Raw genomic sequence first — 13,958 nt, forward strand, 5'->3', positions numbered from 1 at the left:
GGCACCGACCCGCGTACGGCGGATTCAGAACTCGTCGGCGCCGTTGCGCAGCTCCGGCGTCCAGAAGCCCGTCCTCGCGGCCGCGTCGTCCACGGCGATCCCGCCCGCCGGCGCGGTGACGACCTCGCTGCCCTCGGCCGGGCCGTCGGCGGCGAAGAGGTTCACGTGGAAGGAGGTGACGGCGCGGTTCTCCTCGTCGACGCTGCCGTCGTTGATCCGCACGGCGGCGTAGGCCGGGGCTCCGGGGGCGAGGACGACAGGGGTGGCCGGCCGGCTCTTGGCCACGGACGGGACGTCCTCGGCGGTCTGGATGTCGCCGAAGGCGATCAGCGGGTACCGGAGCAGGGTGCAGGCGCGGCCGGAGACGTTCGTGGCGGTCAGGGTGATGTGCGTGGTCGGCACGCCCTCCTGGGCGGCCGCGGAGACCTTGACGTCGTGCACGGTGCAGGCCGGGGCCGCGCCGCCGGGCTTCTTCTGGGAACCGGTCCGCGCGGCGGGGATCCCCGAGCCGCCGGTGCCCGCTCCGGCGGAGGCACCGGCCCCGCCCGCCGTCCCCGCCTCCGTGCCGGCCGCCCCTGCCTCCGTGCCCTTCTGCGGCGCGGAGGTGGAGGTGGAGGCGGCGGCCTTCGGGCCCTGCGCCGCCGGGCCGGCCTCACCACCACAGGCGGTGAGCCCGAGGGCGAGCGCGGCGGTGACGGCGGCGAGGACGGTGGTGCGGGTGCGGTACGAACGCATGGGAACTCCCCGTGGAGGACGGCGCGGTGGCCGAGCTGTCGCCGCCTGTTCCGGCGGCCTGGGCTCGACTCTTCCGGCCCACCCGTCCCAGCTGCCAGAACTCCCCGCCGATCCGGGACGCTGGGACGTTCCACCCCTCCTGGCCTGCGGGAATGCCCGGACCCCGAACGCCGGCATGGGACGCTCCACGCGCCACGGCCCGGTGCAGGACCAGCACACGCGGGCGGCCACCGGCGCCGCCACCCAACTTCCCCCCGAAACGCCGAAATCCCGCCCGATCTTTCGATCGGACGGGATTCCGTCTTCGCTTGTGGACCTGTGGGGATTTGAACCCCAGACCCCCTCGATGCGAACGAGGTGCGCTACCAGACTGCGCCACAGGCCCTTGCGACGTGTGAAACATTAGCATCCCGATCGGGGTGCAAGGAAATCCGTTCCCCCGCAGGTCAGCCGAGGGCTCCGGGGAGCCCCCGGCCGGGTCACTCGTTGGCCGCGCGCGGGCGGTCGTCGTCCGCGTACTGGTCGAAGAGCGGGGTGCGGCCGTGGTCGCGGCGGGCACCGCGGGGCGGGCCCGTGCGTTGGCGCGGGGCCGGGTCCGGGGTGGCGGGCGACGTGGGCTCCGGGGCCGCCGTGGAGGAGCGGGCCGAGCTCCAGGTCTCCGGGTCCGTGATGTCGATCCCGCTCGTGGCGCGCGGGGCGACCGGGGCGGTGACGTACGTCGGGAGCGGGACGGGGACCGGGTCCCAGCTGTCGCCGCGGGCCGGGCCGCGTTCGCGCTGCTGGTCCACCCACTCCGCGTGGTCCGTCTGCTCGACGAGCGCGCGGCGGCCGGCCTCCTGCGGGGAGACCGCGGGGGCGGGTTCGGGCTCGGGTCGGGCCGGCTCGTCCTCGGGCTCGGCGGGCGCGGCCGGGCGGCGCGGACGGTTCTCGCGCAGTCGCGCGGCCGCCGCCTCGGCGCGTCGACGGTCCATCACATACACGAAGCGCCGGCGTTCCGTCGTCCGCAGATGCACGATGTACGCGCTGAGCAGCACGGCCGGGACGGCCGGCGCCCACAGGAACGTCAGACCGCCGACGGCGGCGACGACCGCGCCGAGGGTGAAGGCGAGGAAGAGGACGACCGTGGTCCGCCGGCGCCGGGCGAGGACCTTGCCCCGGCGGGCGCGCTCGGCGGCCGCCTTCGAGGGCCTCCGAGAGGGCGCCGGTTCGCGGGTGCGGTCGGGCGCCGGTTCGCGGGTGCGGTCGGGCGCCGGTTCGCGGGTGCGGTCGTCGGGCGCGGGGGCCGGTTCCGGGAGCTCCAGGCGGGCTTCCGTCCTGGCCGCGGGCGCGGAGAAGGCCCGGACGTCGACCGAGCTCAGATGCTCCGTCTCCCCGTCCGGGTCCACGTCGGGCTCCCGGTCCTTCAGCTCCTTGGCGTACCGGCGCTCCATTCCCGCCCGTCCGGACAGGAGCCGGATGGCGGTGCTGAAGCGTTCCGTCGGGCGGGCCTCGTTGAGCTCGTCCTGCCTGCGGAGCCACATCGGCACCAAGTAGGCGGCCCAGGCCCCGACGATGACTGCGTAGATGAGGCCGCTGCTGCTCACGCTTCACACCGTAGAGGGGTTCCGTTACGGGCATCGGCCAATTGGCCCGGTGTGTCGCACGATCTGGCTGATATCACTGAACTTTTTTGTGATTGTTCAGATCGATTGGCGGTCAACTGGCGACTGAATTCGAACATTTATTTCATTGGGCCGGACGTGAGGGACGTGCCTGGTGCCAGCGCCGCAGCAGCCCCTCGGGGACTTCCTCGGCCGTGAGCGCGAAGACGAGATGGTCCCGCCACGCCCCGTCGATGTGGAGGTAGCGCGGGCGCAGCCCCTCCTCCCGGAATCCCAATTTCTCGACGACCCGTCGCGAGGGGCCGTTCTCCGGCCGAATGCAGACCTCCATCCGGTGCAGCCCGACCGCGCGGAAGCTGTGGTCGACCACGAGGGCGACCGCCGTGGGCATGACGCCCCGGCCGGCCACCGCGCTGTCCACCCAGTAGCCGACATGGCCCGAGCACATCGAGCCCCAGGTGATCCCCGCGACCGTCAGCTGGCCGACGAGCTCCCCGCGGTACTCGATCACGAAGGGCAGCATCCGGCCCGCGTTCGCCTCGGCCCGCAGGTGGCGGACCATCTGGCGGTACGTCGGCCGCTGCGCGACCGGAGCACCGGGCGCCGGCGGCGGGATGGTCGCCTCCCAGGGGCGCAGCCAGTCCCGGTTGCGCCGGTTCACCTCGCGCCAGGCCCGCTGGTCGCGCATCTTTATCGGGCGCAGCACGACGTCTCCGTCGGCGAGGACCACGGGCCAGGTCGGGATCATGACGGTCTCGGGTGGTCGCCGCCGCGGATCTGGTCGACCGCGTGCACGAGGAGCGGTTCCAGGACGGCGAGGCCGTCGCGGACCCCGCCCGCCGAACCCGGCAGGTTCACGATCAGCGTGCCGCGCGCGACCCCCGCGAGGCCCCGGGAGAGCGCCGCCGTGGGCACCTTCTCCCTGCCGTACGCGCGGATCGCCTCGGGGATGCCGGGAATCTCCCGGTCGAGGACCCGGCGGGTGACCTCGGGTGTGGCGTCGGTGGGCGAGATGCCCGTGCCGCCGGTGGTGAGGATGACGTCGTACCCGGCCTCGACCCCGGCCCGCAGCGCGGCCTCGACCGGCGCGCCGTCCGGCACGACCTGCGGGCCGTCGACCGCGAAGCCCATCCGGGTCAGCCCCTCGGCGATCAGCGGGCCGCCCTTGTCCTCGTACACGCCGGCCGCGGCGCGGTTGGAGGCGGTGACGACCAGGGCGGAGTAGGGGGAGCGGAGGGCTCCGCCGGCACCGGCGTCCAGGACGGCCGGCGCCTGGGCCGTGTCGTCCGCGGGAGCGTGCTTCTCGTGCTCGTGGGCCCCGGACACCCGGCCGCCGCGCGTCACGACTCGGCCCCTTCCCGGGTCCAGTGGCCCGACTTGCCGCCCGTCTTCTCCTCCACCCGTACGTCGGAGATGACCGCGCCCTTGTCGACCGCCTTGATCATGTCGACAACCGTCAGCGCGGCCACCGTCACGGCCGTCAGGGCCTCCATCTCGACGCCCGTGCGGTCCGTGGTCTTCACGGTCGCCAGGATCTCCACCGCGTCGTCCGCGACCGTGAGGTCCAGCGTCACGCCCGATACCGCCAGCGGGTGGCAGAGCGGGATGAGCTCGGGGGTCTTCTTGGCGCCCATGATCCCGGCGATCCGGGCGGTGGCGAGGGCGTCTCCCTTGGGGACGCCCTCGCCCCGCAGCAGCTCGATCACGCGCGGCGAGACGAGGACACGGCCACTGGCGCGCGCGGTCCGCGCCGTGACGTCCTTCGCGGAGACGTCGACCATGCGGGCCGCCCCCGCCTCGTCGATGTGGGTGAGTCCTTGCTGCGTGCTCATTGCTGTGGCACTCCCGGTCGCTGTGTGGGACGCCACGGTACCGCCACCAGGCCCTCTTCAGCCGAGGAGGACCACGTCCAGCGCGCTGCCGGGCGCCACTTCCATGGTCTCCTCCGGGACGACGAGCAGCGCGTTCGCGTGCGCGAGCGCCGCGATCAGATGGGAGCCCGCTCCGCCCACGGGGGTGACGGTGCCGGACTCGGCGTCGTACGTCCCGCGCAGGAACTGCCGGCGGCCCTCGGGGGACGACAGCGGCTTGTCGGCGGCGAGCGTGGCCCGGACCCGGGTCCGGTGGAGGTCGCCGAGACCCATCAGGGCCCGGATCGCGGGCCGCACGAAGAGCTCGAAGGAGACGTACGAGGAGACGGGGTTGCCCGGCAGGGCGAGCAGCGGGGTGTGCTCGGGGCCGATCGTCCCGAAGCCCTGCGGCTTGCCCGGCTGCATGGCCAGCTTGCGGAAGTCGACCTGGCCCTCGAAGTGGCCGGCGGCGGTCAGCGCCTCCTTGACCACGTCGTACGCGCCGACGCTCACGCCGCCCGTGGTGACGAGGAGGTCGGCGCGGATCAACTGGTCCTCGATCGTGGCGCGCAGCGTCTCGGCCTCGTCGGTGACGGCGCCGACCCGGTAGGAGATGGCGCCGGCGTCGCGCGCGGCGGCGGCGAGCGCGAAGCTGTTGGAGTCGTAGATCTGCCCCTCGCCCAGTTCCTCACCGGGCTGGGCCAGTTCGCTGCCGGTGGAGATGACGACGACCCGCGGCCGGGGCCGCACGCGCACGGTGGCGCGGCCGATCGCGGCGAGGAGGCCGATCTGCGGCGGCCCGAGGACCGTGCCCGCCTCCAGGGCCAGATCGCCGGCCTGGACGTCGCTGCCCCCCGCGCGGACGTGCGCGCGTGCCTCGGCTGAGCGGTGGACGCGGACCTCGCCGCCCGCGCCCTCGGGGGCGGCGCTGGCGGCGCGCATCCCGCTCGCCGCTCCCCCGCCCGTACCGCCGTCGGTCCACTCGACCGGCACGACGGCTTCGGCGCCGGGGGGCAGCGGGGCTCCGGTCATGATCCGGGCGGCCTGGCCGGGGCCGACGTCCGGCAGGCCGCCGGCGCCCGCGGCCACGTCGCCGATCACGGTCAGGACCGCGGGGAACTCCTCGGTGGCACCGGCGACATCGGCGACCCGGACCGCGTAGCCGTCCATGGAGCTGTTGTCGAACGGGGGCAGCGCGACCGGCACCGTGACGTCCTCGACCAGGACGCAGCCCTGGGCGTCGGGCAGTTGCAGCTCGATGGGTTCGAGCGGGGTGATCGCCCCGAGGATGTCGTCCAGGTGCTCGTCCACCGACCACAGGCCACGGGAGGGACCCGCACAGGGATCGCCGGACACGCCGCCGGACACGTCGTCCGGGCCCCCCGACCCGCCGTCGACCGGCTCGCCCGACGGGTCGACCGGATCGCCTGACACCGGTGCCGTGCTGCTGCTCAAGGTGCTACATCTCCTCGCTGACGTAACTGCGGAGCCAGGTCCGGAAGTCCGGTCCCAGGTCTTCACGTTCGCACGCCAGTCTGACAATGGCACGCAGATAGTCCCCGCGGTCACCGGTGTCATAGCGCCGGCCCTTGAAGACCACGCCGTGGACCGGGCCCCCGATCTTGCCCTCGCCGCTGGGCGCCGACTGGTACGTCTTGGCCAGTTTCTGCAGGGCGTCGGTCAGCTGGATCTCGCCGCCGCGGCCCGGCTCGGTCTCACGCAGTATGTCGAAGATGGCCGGATCCAGGACGTAGCGGCCGATGATCGCGTAGTTGCTGGGCGCCTCGTCCCGCTCCGGCTTCTCGACCAGATCGGTCACCTTCACCACGTCCGAGTCGGCCGTCGCCTCGACCGCCGCGCAGCCGTAGAGGTGGATCTGCTCGGGCTCGACCTCCATCAGGGCGATCACGCTGCCGCCCTCGCGCTCCTGGATGTCCACCATCCGGGAGAGCAGCGGGTCGCGCGGGTCGATCAGGTCGTCGCCGAGCAGCACGGCGAAGGGCTGGTCGCCGACGTGCGGCGCGGCGCAGAGCACGGCGTGCCCGAGCCCGCGCGGGGCGCCCTGGCGCACGTAGTGCATGGTGGCGAGGTCGCTCGACTCCTGCACCTTGGACAGACGCTCCTCGTCACCCTTGCGGGCCAGCGCCTCCTCCAGCTCATAGTTCCGGTCGAAGTGGTCCTCCAGGGGACGCTTGTTCCGACCGGTGATCATGAGGACGTCGGAGAGTCCGGCCGCGACGGCCTCCTCGACGACGTACTGGATCGCGGGCTTGTCGACGACCGGCAGCATCTCCTTCGGCGTGGCCTTGGTGGCCGGGAGGAAGCGCGTGCCGAGGCCGGCGGCCGGGATGACAGCCTTGCTGATCCTGGGAGGCGACTGAGTCATGCGGAGCACCATAGCCGTTCGGAATGAGAGGAAGATGGGGCTCCGATTAACTTCCTGTGCATAACGACAGTTACGAGAGGTTAGTGAGCCCACGTGATGCCCCGATGACGGCCGACATGTCCGACAAGGCCGCCTTGCGCAGCCAACTGCTCGCCGCCCGCGCCCGGCTGACCAGCCATGATGTCGAATCGGCGGGCGAGCTGCTCGCGCGGGGTGCGCGGGAGCTGGCCGAGCTGGCGGACGCCTCGACCGTCGCCGCCTATGTCTCCGTGGGCCGCGAGCCGGGCACGCGCGCGTTGCTGGACGCCCTGCGCGCGCGGGGCACCCGCGTCCTGCTCCCCGTACTGCTGCCCGACAACGATCTCGACTGGGCCGCGTACGAGGGTGCGGAGCGGCTGGCGAAGGCCGGCCGGGGCCTCCTGGAGCCGACCGGTCCGCGGCTCGGGCCGGAGGCCGTGTGCGCGGCGGACGCGGTCCTGCTGCCCGGCCTCGCGGTCGACGGCCGCGGGATGCGGCTGGGCCGGGGCGGAGGCTCGTACGACCGCGTCCTCGCCCGGCTCGCGCGGGCCGGCGCGGACCCGGCGCTCGTGGTGCTCCTGTACGCGGACGAGGTGGTCGCGCGGGTCCCGGAGGAACCGCACGACCACCCCGTGCACGCGGTGGTGACCCCGGACGGGGTCAGGCGCTTCGAGCGCCTCTGAGGCCCGCTACGGCCTGAGGAGCAGCGTCTCCTTCGTGGAGGCGTCGACCGCCGCCTTGCCGAAGGACCAGTCGAGCAGCTCGCCCGCGACCCACTTGTCGGTCTGGTCGGTGTAGTGGTCGTGGTACGCGTGGCCGGAGGCGCCCGACAGGTTGATCCAGCGGGAGCGGTCCCAGTCGCCGACGTTCACGACCATCCGCATCGACGGCACCCAGACGACCTCGTAGCCGCCGGCCGCGTTCCAGCCGGTCGCGTTGACCGCGGCCTCGCCGCCGCCCAGGTTCCACGGTCCGCGGTTGAGCATGGACTGCACGAAGCCCGGTCCGGCGGTGCCGAGGGTCTGGTTCTGCAGGGTCAGCTGGTGCAGCCGGCCCCAGCTCCAGGTGGAGACGTCCTTGCCGAGCTTGGCTGTCAGCTCCCAGCGGGCGTCCTCCATGGCGCGGGCGAGCAGCTGGTCACGGTTCTCGGTGGCCTGGTCGGTGCGGTTGGCCTCGGTCGTCCACCACGCGCTGTTCTCCTGCTTGAGCAGTGGGCGGACCACCTCGTACCAGCGGTCGCCGCCGTCCGGCTGCGCCGTGTCGCCGTCGCGCTCGCCGCACTCGTTCACCCGCTTGTTCTGCTCGTCGACCGGGAGGCCGGTCGAGTCGGCCGGGCGGACTCGGATGCAGTCGCCCTCGGCCCGCAGCTCCTTGGGCAGCTTGTCGCCGAAGGCGAGCTTGAGGACGTTGCGCCAGACCGCGTTGAAGTACGCGGCGGCGGCCGAGTCGGGCTCCTGGGTGTAGTCCCAGCCCTCCAGCAGCTTCTGCGCCTCGCGGACGTACGGGTCCGAGATGTCGATCTTCAGCAGGAGCGGGTTGAGCAGGGTCGCGATCTCGCTGCGGTTGTCCATCTGCATGGTCCGCATGTCGTCCGGCGAGATCTTCCCGCCGTCCTTGATCTTGGACTCGATGAGGTCGTTTATCCGCTGGCTCCGCGAGCCGTATCCCCAGTCCTGCGTCAGGAGGTAGGGGTACTTGTCGGCGTCGACGACGGCCTGGTTGGCGGTCACGATGTAGCCGCGGTCGGGGTTCTGCTCGTACGGCAGCTCGGCGTAGGGGACGTACCCCTTCCACTTGTACGAGGAGTCCCAGCCGGGCGCCGGGACGGAGCCGTCGCCCTTGGCGCGCTGCGGGATCAGGCCGGGCGCCTGGTAGCCGATGTTCTCGGCGTCGGCGTAGATCAGGTTCTGCGACGGGACCGAGAAGTCCTTGGCCGCGGCGCGGAACTCCTTGAAGTTCTTGGCGCGGTTGAGCTCGAAGACCGCGTCCATGGACTTGCCGGGCTGCAGCGCCGTCCACTGGAGGGAGACGCCGTAGCCGGTGCCGCGGTCGGGGGCCACGTTGCCGACGGGGGCCTTCTGGCCGACCTTCTCCAGCTCGGAGGAGCGGTCGGAGACCAGCGGGCCGTGCCCGGTCGAGCGGACCGTGATCTTCCGGCTGCCTCCGCCCGCGATCTTGATGGTCTCCTCGCGGGTCGTGAACGGCTTGGTCCTGCCGTCGACGACGTAGCCCTCGTCGCCGACCTTCTCCAGGTACAGGTCGGTGACGTCGGCGCCGAGGTTGGTGAAGCCCCAGGCGATCGAGTCGTTGTGCCCGATGACGACGCCCGGCATGCCGGAGAAGGTGTAGCCGGCGACGTCGTAGCGGCAGGTCGCCGAGACCGAGCGGCAGTGCAGGCCCATCTGGTACCAGAGCGACGGCAGCATCGGGGCGAGGTGCGGGTCGTTGGCGAGCAGGGGCTTGCCGGAGGTCGTGTACTGCCCGGAGACGACCCACGAGTTCGAGCCGATGCCGTTGCCGTTGGGGCCGAGCAGGGCGGGGATCTCGTCGAGCGCGTCGGCGAGCGAGCCGAGCTGGGACTGCATGCCCTCCATCGCGCCGTTGGGCGTGGTCCCGCTCGTGTCGTCGTTCTTCTTCGCCTTGGCCTTCGGGTCGAACTCGTCCGTCGCCTTGTCGACCGCGCCGTTCTGCACGATCGGCTGGTGCAGCTCGTACGGGTACCCCGGGTAGAGGTCCTTGATCTGCCGCTCGCTCAGCCGGCTCGTCATCAGGGAGCGGTCGATCTCGTCCTGCATGTTGCCGCGCAGGTCCCAGGCCATCGCCTTGAGCCAGGCCACCGAGTCGACGGGGGTCCAGGGCTCGATCTCGTAGTCGTGGGAGAAGGCGAGCGCCGCGTACTCGACGGAGACGTCGGAGGAGTCGCGGTCCTTGAGGTAGGCGTTGACGCCCTCGGCGTAGGCCTGGAGGTACTTCTTCGTCTCCGCCGACAGGACCTTGTCGTACTCCTGCTGCGCGACCTGGCGCCAGCCCAGGGTGCGCAGGAACGCGTCGGTGTCGACCTGGCTCTCGCCGAACATCTCGGAGAGGCGGCCCGCCGTCATGTGACGGCGCACGTCCATCTCGTAGAAGCGGTCCTGCGCCTGGACGAAGCCCTGCGCGCGGAAGAGGTCGGCCTCGGTGTCGGCGTAGATCTGCGGCACCCCGTAGGCGTCGCGCTTGACCTCGACCTCGCCGGAGAGGCCGTCGAGCCGGAGTTCGCCCGTCGTCTGCGGGAACGAGGCCCGGACGGTGCTGACGCCCCAGTACCCGCCCCAGCCGATGCCCGCGACCAGTGCGAGGACCAGGACGAGGACGATCAGGCGGGCGCGTCGCCCCTTCTTCTTGGCGGGGGGCGCGGTCGTGTTGGAGGGCATCGCTGTCCTTCGAGGGGCAGGGTGGTCCTGGAGTACGAGAGCAACCTTAGGCGCAGCGTCCGGACGGCCCGGACGCGGTGTCACCAAGGAGGCGGTCGAAGGCGCACCGAGGAAGGCGGCCCAGGGTCACCGAGGGGGTCGCCCAAGATCGCACCGGCGATCCAGGAGATGCAAGGAGGGCGTCAAGAAAGCGTTAAAGATTAGGTAAGGTAACGAAGTACCGGCCGCTGGAGGAACGATCCGGCTGCACGCGAGGGGAAAGGATCGGCCACTGACTGTCCACCAGCTCAATGAACTCCTGCTCATCTGCTCGCTCGTGCTGCTCATCGCTGTCGCGGCGGTGCGGATCTCGTCCCGGAGCGGGCTCCCCAGCCTGCTGCTGTACCTCGGGATCGGGGTCGCGATCGGGCAGGACGGGATCGGCAACGTCGCCTTCGACAACGCCGAGCTGACCCAGGTGATCGGCTATGCCGCACTGGTGGTGATCCTGGCCGAGGGTGGCCTGGGCACCAAGTGGAAGGAGATCAAACCCGCGTTGCCCGCGGCGGTCGTACTGTCGACCGTCGGCGTCGCGGTGAGCGTGGGCATCACGGCCTCGGCCGCCCACTATCTGGTCGGCCTGGAGTGGCAGCAGGCGCTGATCATCGGCGCGGTCGTCTCCTCCACGGACGCCGCCGCCGTCTTCTCCGTCCTGCGCAAGGTGCCACTGCCGCCGCGGGTCACCGGTGTCCTCGAAGCCGAGTCCGGCTTCAACGACGCCCCGGTCGTCATCATGGTCGTCGCCTTCTCGACGGTCGGCCCGATCGAGAGCTGGTACGTCCTGGTCGGCACCATCGCCATGGAGCTGGCCATCGGCGCCGCCGTCGGCCTCGGTGTCGGCCTCCTCGGCTCCTTCGGGCTGCGGCACGTCGCCCTGCCGGCCTCCGGCCTCTACCCGATCGCCGTCATGGCCATCGCCGTCACCGCGTACGCGGCCGGCGCCCTGGCCCACGGCTCCGGCTTCCTCGCGGTCTACCTGGCCGCGATGGTCCTGGGCAACGCGAAGCTGCCGCACGCCCCGGCCAACCGCGGCTTCGCCGAGGGACTCGGCTGGATCGCCCAGATCGGCATGTTCGTCCTGCTCGGCCTGCTGGTGACCCCCTCCAAGCTCGCCGACGACTTCTGGCCCGCGGTGATCATCGGCCTGGTCCTGACGGTGGTGGCGCGGCCCATGGAGGTCTGGGTCAGCCTGCTGCCGTTCCCTATCCCCTGGCAGGAGCAGGCCCTGATGTCCTGGGCCGGTCTGCGGGGAGCCGTCCCCATCATTCTCGCCACGATCCCGATGGTGTCCGGGATCGACGGCAGCGAACGGGTCTTCAACATCGTCTTCGTCCTCGTCGTCGTCTACACCCTCGTCCAGGGCCCGACGCTGCCCTGGCTGGCCAGGGCGCTGAAGCTGGGCGACTCCTCGGAGGCCGCCGACCTGGGCGTCGAGTCGGCCCCGCTGGAGCGGCTGCGCGGACACCTGCTCTCCGTCGCGATCCCGGAGGGCTCGAAGATGCACGGCGTGGAGGTCGCGGAGCTGCGCCTTCCGCCCGGGGCCGCGGTCACCCTGGTCGTACGCGAGGAGAAGAGCTTCGTCCCGGGACCTGCGACCGTACTGCGGCACAGGGACGAACTGCTCGTCGTCGCGACCGATCCGGTGCGGGACGCCACGGAGCGGCGGCTGCGGGCCGTCGGGCAGGGCGGAAAGCTCGCCGGATGGCTGGGGACGGGCGGATCGACGGCCGTGTCCGAGCCCAAGGGGCCCACGCACTGGCCGCATCTGCCCTTCACCAAGCGAACGTCCGGTTAATCACAGGCGTAGTTTCAAGAGGAAGGGCGTTTTCCCAGGCGGGAAGACGCCCTTCCCTGTACCATGAAGGCACACTTGATCGAACCAACTCTGCCTGACGCAGAGCTGGCGCGACCGTATGGCGGCCGTGACGTCCTCCGCAGTGAGGCCCGGTATCTACCGCAGTTCCGCGCATGAGGACAGCTCTCGGCGGCGCCCGCACCACCGTGCACGGGCGCGCTACCAGGCGGCAGAAAGGCAAGGACCGTGGTGTCCACGGTCACTTCTGACACGCCTGGCACGGCTGAGCGGACCACGGGCGGAAACGGCACGACCGGTACCACCGGGACGGCCGGTACCACCGGAAAGCTCCGCGGGAACGGCACGAGCGGCACGACCGTTACGGCCGGTACGAGTGGGAAGCCCGGCGGGAACGGCACGACCGGTGCGGCCGGTACGACCGGGAAGCCCGACAAGACCGGCAAGCGTGCCGGCTACGGGCAGCTCCTGCGCACGCCCGGAGCGCTGTCCTTCCTGCTCCCCGGCTTCGCCGCCCGGCAGCCGTTCGCGATGCTGACGATCGGCATCGTCCTGCTCGTCCAGCACACCACCGGCTCGTACGGCAGCGCCGGCGTGGTCGCCGCCGTCACCGGCGTCTCGATGGCGCTGTTCGCCCCGCAGAGCGGCAAGCTCGCCGACCGCTTCGGCCAGCGCGCCGTCCTGGTCCCCGGCGTCCTGATCCACTCCACCGCCGTCTCCCTGCTGGTCGTGCTCGCCCTGGCCGGCGCCCCGATGTGGGCCCTGTTCCTCGCCGCCGTACCGGCCGGTGCCTCCGTCCCGCAGGTCGGGCCGATGGTCCGCGCCCGCTGGGCGGCGAAGCTGGAGAACTCGCCGCTGATGCCGACGGCCGCGGCCTTCGAATCCGTCACCGACGAGTTCACCTTCGTCGTCGGCCCCGTCCTCGCCACCGCGCTCTGCACCGGCGTCCACCCGGCCGCCGGCCTGATCGCCGAGGCGGCGCTCACGCTCTTCGGCGGCCTGTTCTTCGCCGCCCAGCGGCGCACCCAGCCCGCCCACGGGCTCGCCGCCGCCGCCTCCGCCGGGCCGCGCGTCTCCGCCCTGTCCATCCCGGGCGTACGGGTTCTGGCCATCGCGTTCCTGGGCATCGGCTCGGTCTTCGGCGGCATGCAGGTCTCGCTGACGGCGTTCTCCGAGGAGATCGGCAACCCGGGCGTCAACGGGCTGCTGTACGGGACCTTCGCCGCGGGCAACATGCTCGCGGGCATCGCCTGCGGCGCCGTCGCCTGGAAGATCGGCCCGCGCAAGCGCCTGATCCTGGGTTACGCCGGACTGACCGCGGCGGCCTCGCTGCTCTGGTCGGCCCACTCCGTGCTGCTGCTCGGCGCGCTCGGCCTGATCGTGGGTCTGTGCATCGCCCCGGCCCTGATCACCGGCTACACCATCGTCGAGACCCTGGTCCCCGCCTCCTCCCGGACCGAGGCCTTCACGTGGCTCACCGGCGCCGTGGCGCTGGGCCAGGCCGCGGCCGTGACGGTCGCCGGCCGCCTCGCCGACGAGCACGGCGCGAGCACCGGATTCCTGGTGCCGCTGGTGGGCACGGCGCTCGCGCTGGCCACGCTTCTCGCCCTGCGCTCGCGGCTGACCCCCCAGGCGTCGGTACGGGTCATGGCACGTGGTATCGGTCACCGAGTGCCGGTGACGGTGGACTGACGCCGCGGAATACGTCACTATGGATCGTCGTTAGCACTCGATGAGTGTGAGTGCCAGGAGGAAGACAAGTGCCGACCTACCAGTACCAGTGCACCGAGTGCGGCGAGGGCCTCGAGGCGGTGCAGAAGTTCACCGATGACGCGCTGACCGAGTGCCCGAGCTGCAAGGGACGCCTGAAGAAGGTGTTCTCGGCGGTCGGCATCGTCTTCAAGGGTTCCGGCTTCTACCGGAACGACAGCCGCGGCTCGTCGAGCTCCAGCTCGCCCGCTTCGTCGGCGTCGAAGTCCGCTTCGTCGCCTGCCGCGTCCTCGTCGTCCTCGGACGCGAAGCCGGCCGCGTCGTCGAGCTCGTCCACGTCCTCGACGTCGAGTTCGTCGAGCTCCAGCTCGGCCGCCTGACCCAGGCTCTTCC

At 71.8% G+C, this 13,958-nt stretch carries 12 protein-coding genes and 1 tRNA gene; 4 read left to right on the top strand and 9 right to left on the bottom strand.

Annotated features, from left to right (window positions below):
* Positions 1 to 24: 24 nt before the first annotated feature.
* The 8 genes from M5362_RS24220 to galU form a co-directional block, all read right to left on the bottom strand.
* A complete protein-coding gene (locus M5362_RS24220) occupies positions 25 to 735 on the bottom strand; it encodes a DUF4232 domain-containing protein (protein ID WP_260229840.1) in 711 nt (236 codons plus the stop codon).
* A 311-nt stretch (positions 736 to 1,046) separates the two neighbouring features.
* A tRNA-Ala gene (locus M5362_RS24225) sits at positions 1,047 to 1,120 on the bottom strand.
* 94 nt (positions 1,121 to 1,214) lie between these two features.
* Entirely contained in the window at positions 1,215 to 2,318 is a 1,104-nt protein-coding gene (gene glpR / locus M5362_RS24230) for a gephyrin-like molybdotransferase receptor GlpR (RefSeq protein ID WP_260229841.1), read from the bottom strand.
* A gap of 142 nt (positions 2,319 to 2,460) precedes the next feature.
* Positions 2,461 to 3,084, bottom strand: a complete 624-nt coding sequence (locus M5362_RS24235) for a GNAT family N-acetyltransferase (RefSeq protein ID WP_260229842.1) — start codon at positions 3,082 to 3,084, stop codon at positions 2,461 to 2,463.
* Positions 3,081 to 3,596: a molybdenum cofactor biosynthesis protein B gene (locus M5362_RS24240; protein WP_260230017.1), complete on the bottom strand. Its 516-nt coding sequence runs from the start codon at positions 3,594 to 3,596 to the stop codon at positions 3,081 to 3,083. The genes M5362_RS24235 and M5362_RS24240 overlap by 4 nt, the downstream gene beginning before the upstream one ends.
* 80 nt (positions 3,597 to 3,676) lie before the next feature.
* The gene (gene moaC, locus M5362_RS24245; RefSeq protein ID WP_260229843.1) at positions 3,677 to 4,168 is read right to left on the bottom strand and encodes a cyclic pyranopterin monophosphate synthase MoaC; all 492 of its coding nucleotides are present in this window, start codon (positions 4,166 to 4,168) and stop codon (positions 3,677 to 3,679) included.
* Between the two features lie 57 nt (positions 4,169 to 4,225).
* Positions 4,226 to 5,542, bottom strand: coding sequence for a gephyrin-like molybdotransferase Glp (glp, locus tag M5362_RS24250; RefSeq protein ID WP_374214522.1), 1,317 nt, complete (start codon positions 5,540 to 5,542; stop codon positions 4,226 to 4,228).
* 103 nt (positions 5,543 to 5,645) lie between these two features.
* Positions 5,646 to 6,572 (bottom strand): UTP--glucose-1-phosphate uridylyltransferase GalU, encoded by a 927-nt coding sequence (gene galU, locus M5362_RS24255; protein WP_260229844.1) that lies wholly within the window; start codon positions 6,570 to 6,572, stop codon positions 5,646 to 5,648.
* 104 nt (positions 6,573 to 6,676) lie between these two features.
* Between galU and M5362_RS24260 the strand changes: the two genes are divergently transcribed.
* Positions 6,677 to 7,273, top strand: coding sequence for a 5-formyltetrahydrofolate cyclo-ligase (locus M5362_RS24260; RefSeq protein ID WP_260230019.1), 597 nt, complete (start codon positions 6,677 to 6,679; stop codon positions 7,271 to 7,273).
* Between the two features lie 6 nt (positions 7,274 to 7,279).
* Here the strand turns inward: M5362_RS24260 and M5362_RS24265 are convergent, their stop codons facing one another.
* Positions 7,280 to 10,003 carry a penicillin acylase family protein gene (locus tag M5362_RS24265; protein WP_260229845.1) on the bottom strand — a complete coding sequence of 908 codons (2,724 nt, stop codon included), beginning with the start codon at positions 10,001 to 10,003 and terminating at the stop codon, positions 7,280 to 7,282.
* A 271-nt stretch (positions 10,004 to 10,274) separates the two neighbouring features.
* Here M5362_RS24265 and M5362_RS24270 point away from each other — a divergent pair, with 271 nt between their 5' ends.
* The 3 genes from M5362_RS24270 (at position 10,275) to M5362_RS24280 (ending at position 13,945) form a co-directional block, all read left to right on the top strand.
* Positions 10,275 to 11,837, top strand: coding sequence for a potassium/proton antiporter (locus tag M5362_RS24270; RefSeq protein ID WP_261366372.1), 1,563 nt, complete (start codon positions 10,275 to 10,277; stop codon positions 11,835 to 11,837).
* A gap of 486 nt (positions 11,838 to 12,323) precedes the next feature.
* Entirely contained in the window at positions 12,324 to 13,547 is a 1,224-nt protein-coding gene (locus M5362_RS24275; RefSeq protein ID WP_260230020.1) for an MFS transporter, read from the top strand.
* A gap of 68 nt (positions 13,548 to 13,615) precedes the next feature.
* Positions 13,616 to 13,945 carry an FmdB family zinc ribbon protein gene (locus M5362_RS24280; RefSeq protein ID WP_260229847.1) on the top strand — a complete coding sequence of 110 codons (330 nt, stop codon included), beginning with the start codon at positions 13,616 to 13,618 and terminating at the stop codon, positions 13,943 to 13,945.
* Positions 13,946 to 13,958 lie beyond the last annotated feature (13 nt).

The organism is Streptomyces sp. Je 1-79 (assembly GCF_025195125.1).
In the GTDB taxonomy this organism is placed as follows: Bacteria; Actinomycetota; Actinomycetes; order Streptomycetales; family Streptomycetaceae; genus Streptomyces.

Coding starts and splice junctions, on each gene's coding strand:
- moaC (WP_260229843.1), bottom strand. CDS start 4,168: ATGAGCACGCAGCAAGGACTCACCCACATCGACGAGGCGGGGGCGGCC.
- M5362_RS24260 (WP_260230019.1), top strand. CDS start 6,677: ATGACGGCCGACATGTCCGACAAGGCCGCCTTGCGCAGCCAACTGCTC.
- M5362_RS24235 (WP_260229842.1), bottom strand. CDS start 3,084: ATGATCCCGACCTGGCCCGTGGTCCTCGCCGACGGAGACGTCGTGCTG.
- galU (WP_260229844.1), bottom strand. CDS start 6,572: ATGACTCAGTCGCCTCCCAGGATCAGCAAGGCTGTCATCCCGGCCGCC.
- M5362_RS24265 (WP_260229845.1), bottom strand. CDS start 10,003: ATGCCCTCCAACACGACCGCGCCCCCCGCCAAGAAGAAGGGGCGACGC.
- M5362_RS24220 (WP_260229840.1), bottom strand. CDS start 735: ATGCGTTCGTACCGCACCCGCACCACCGTCCTCGCCGCCGTCACCGCC.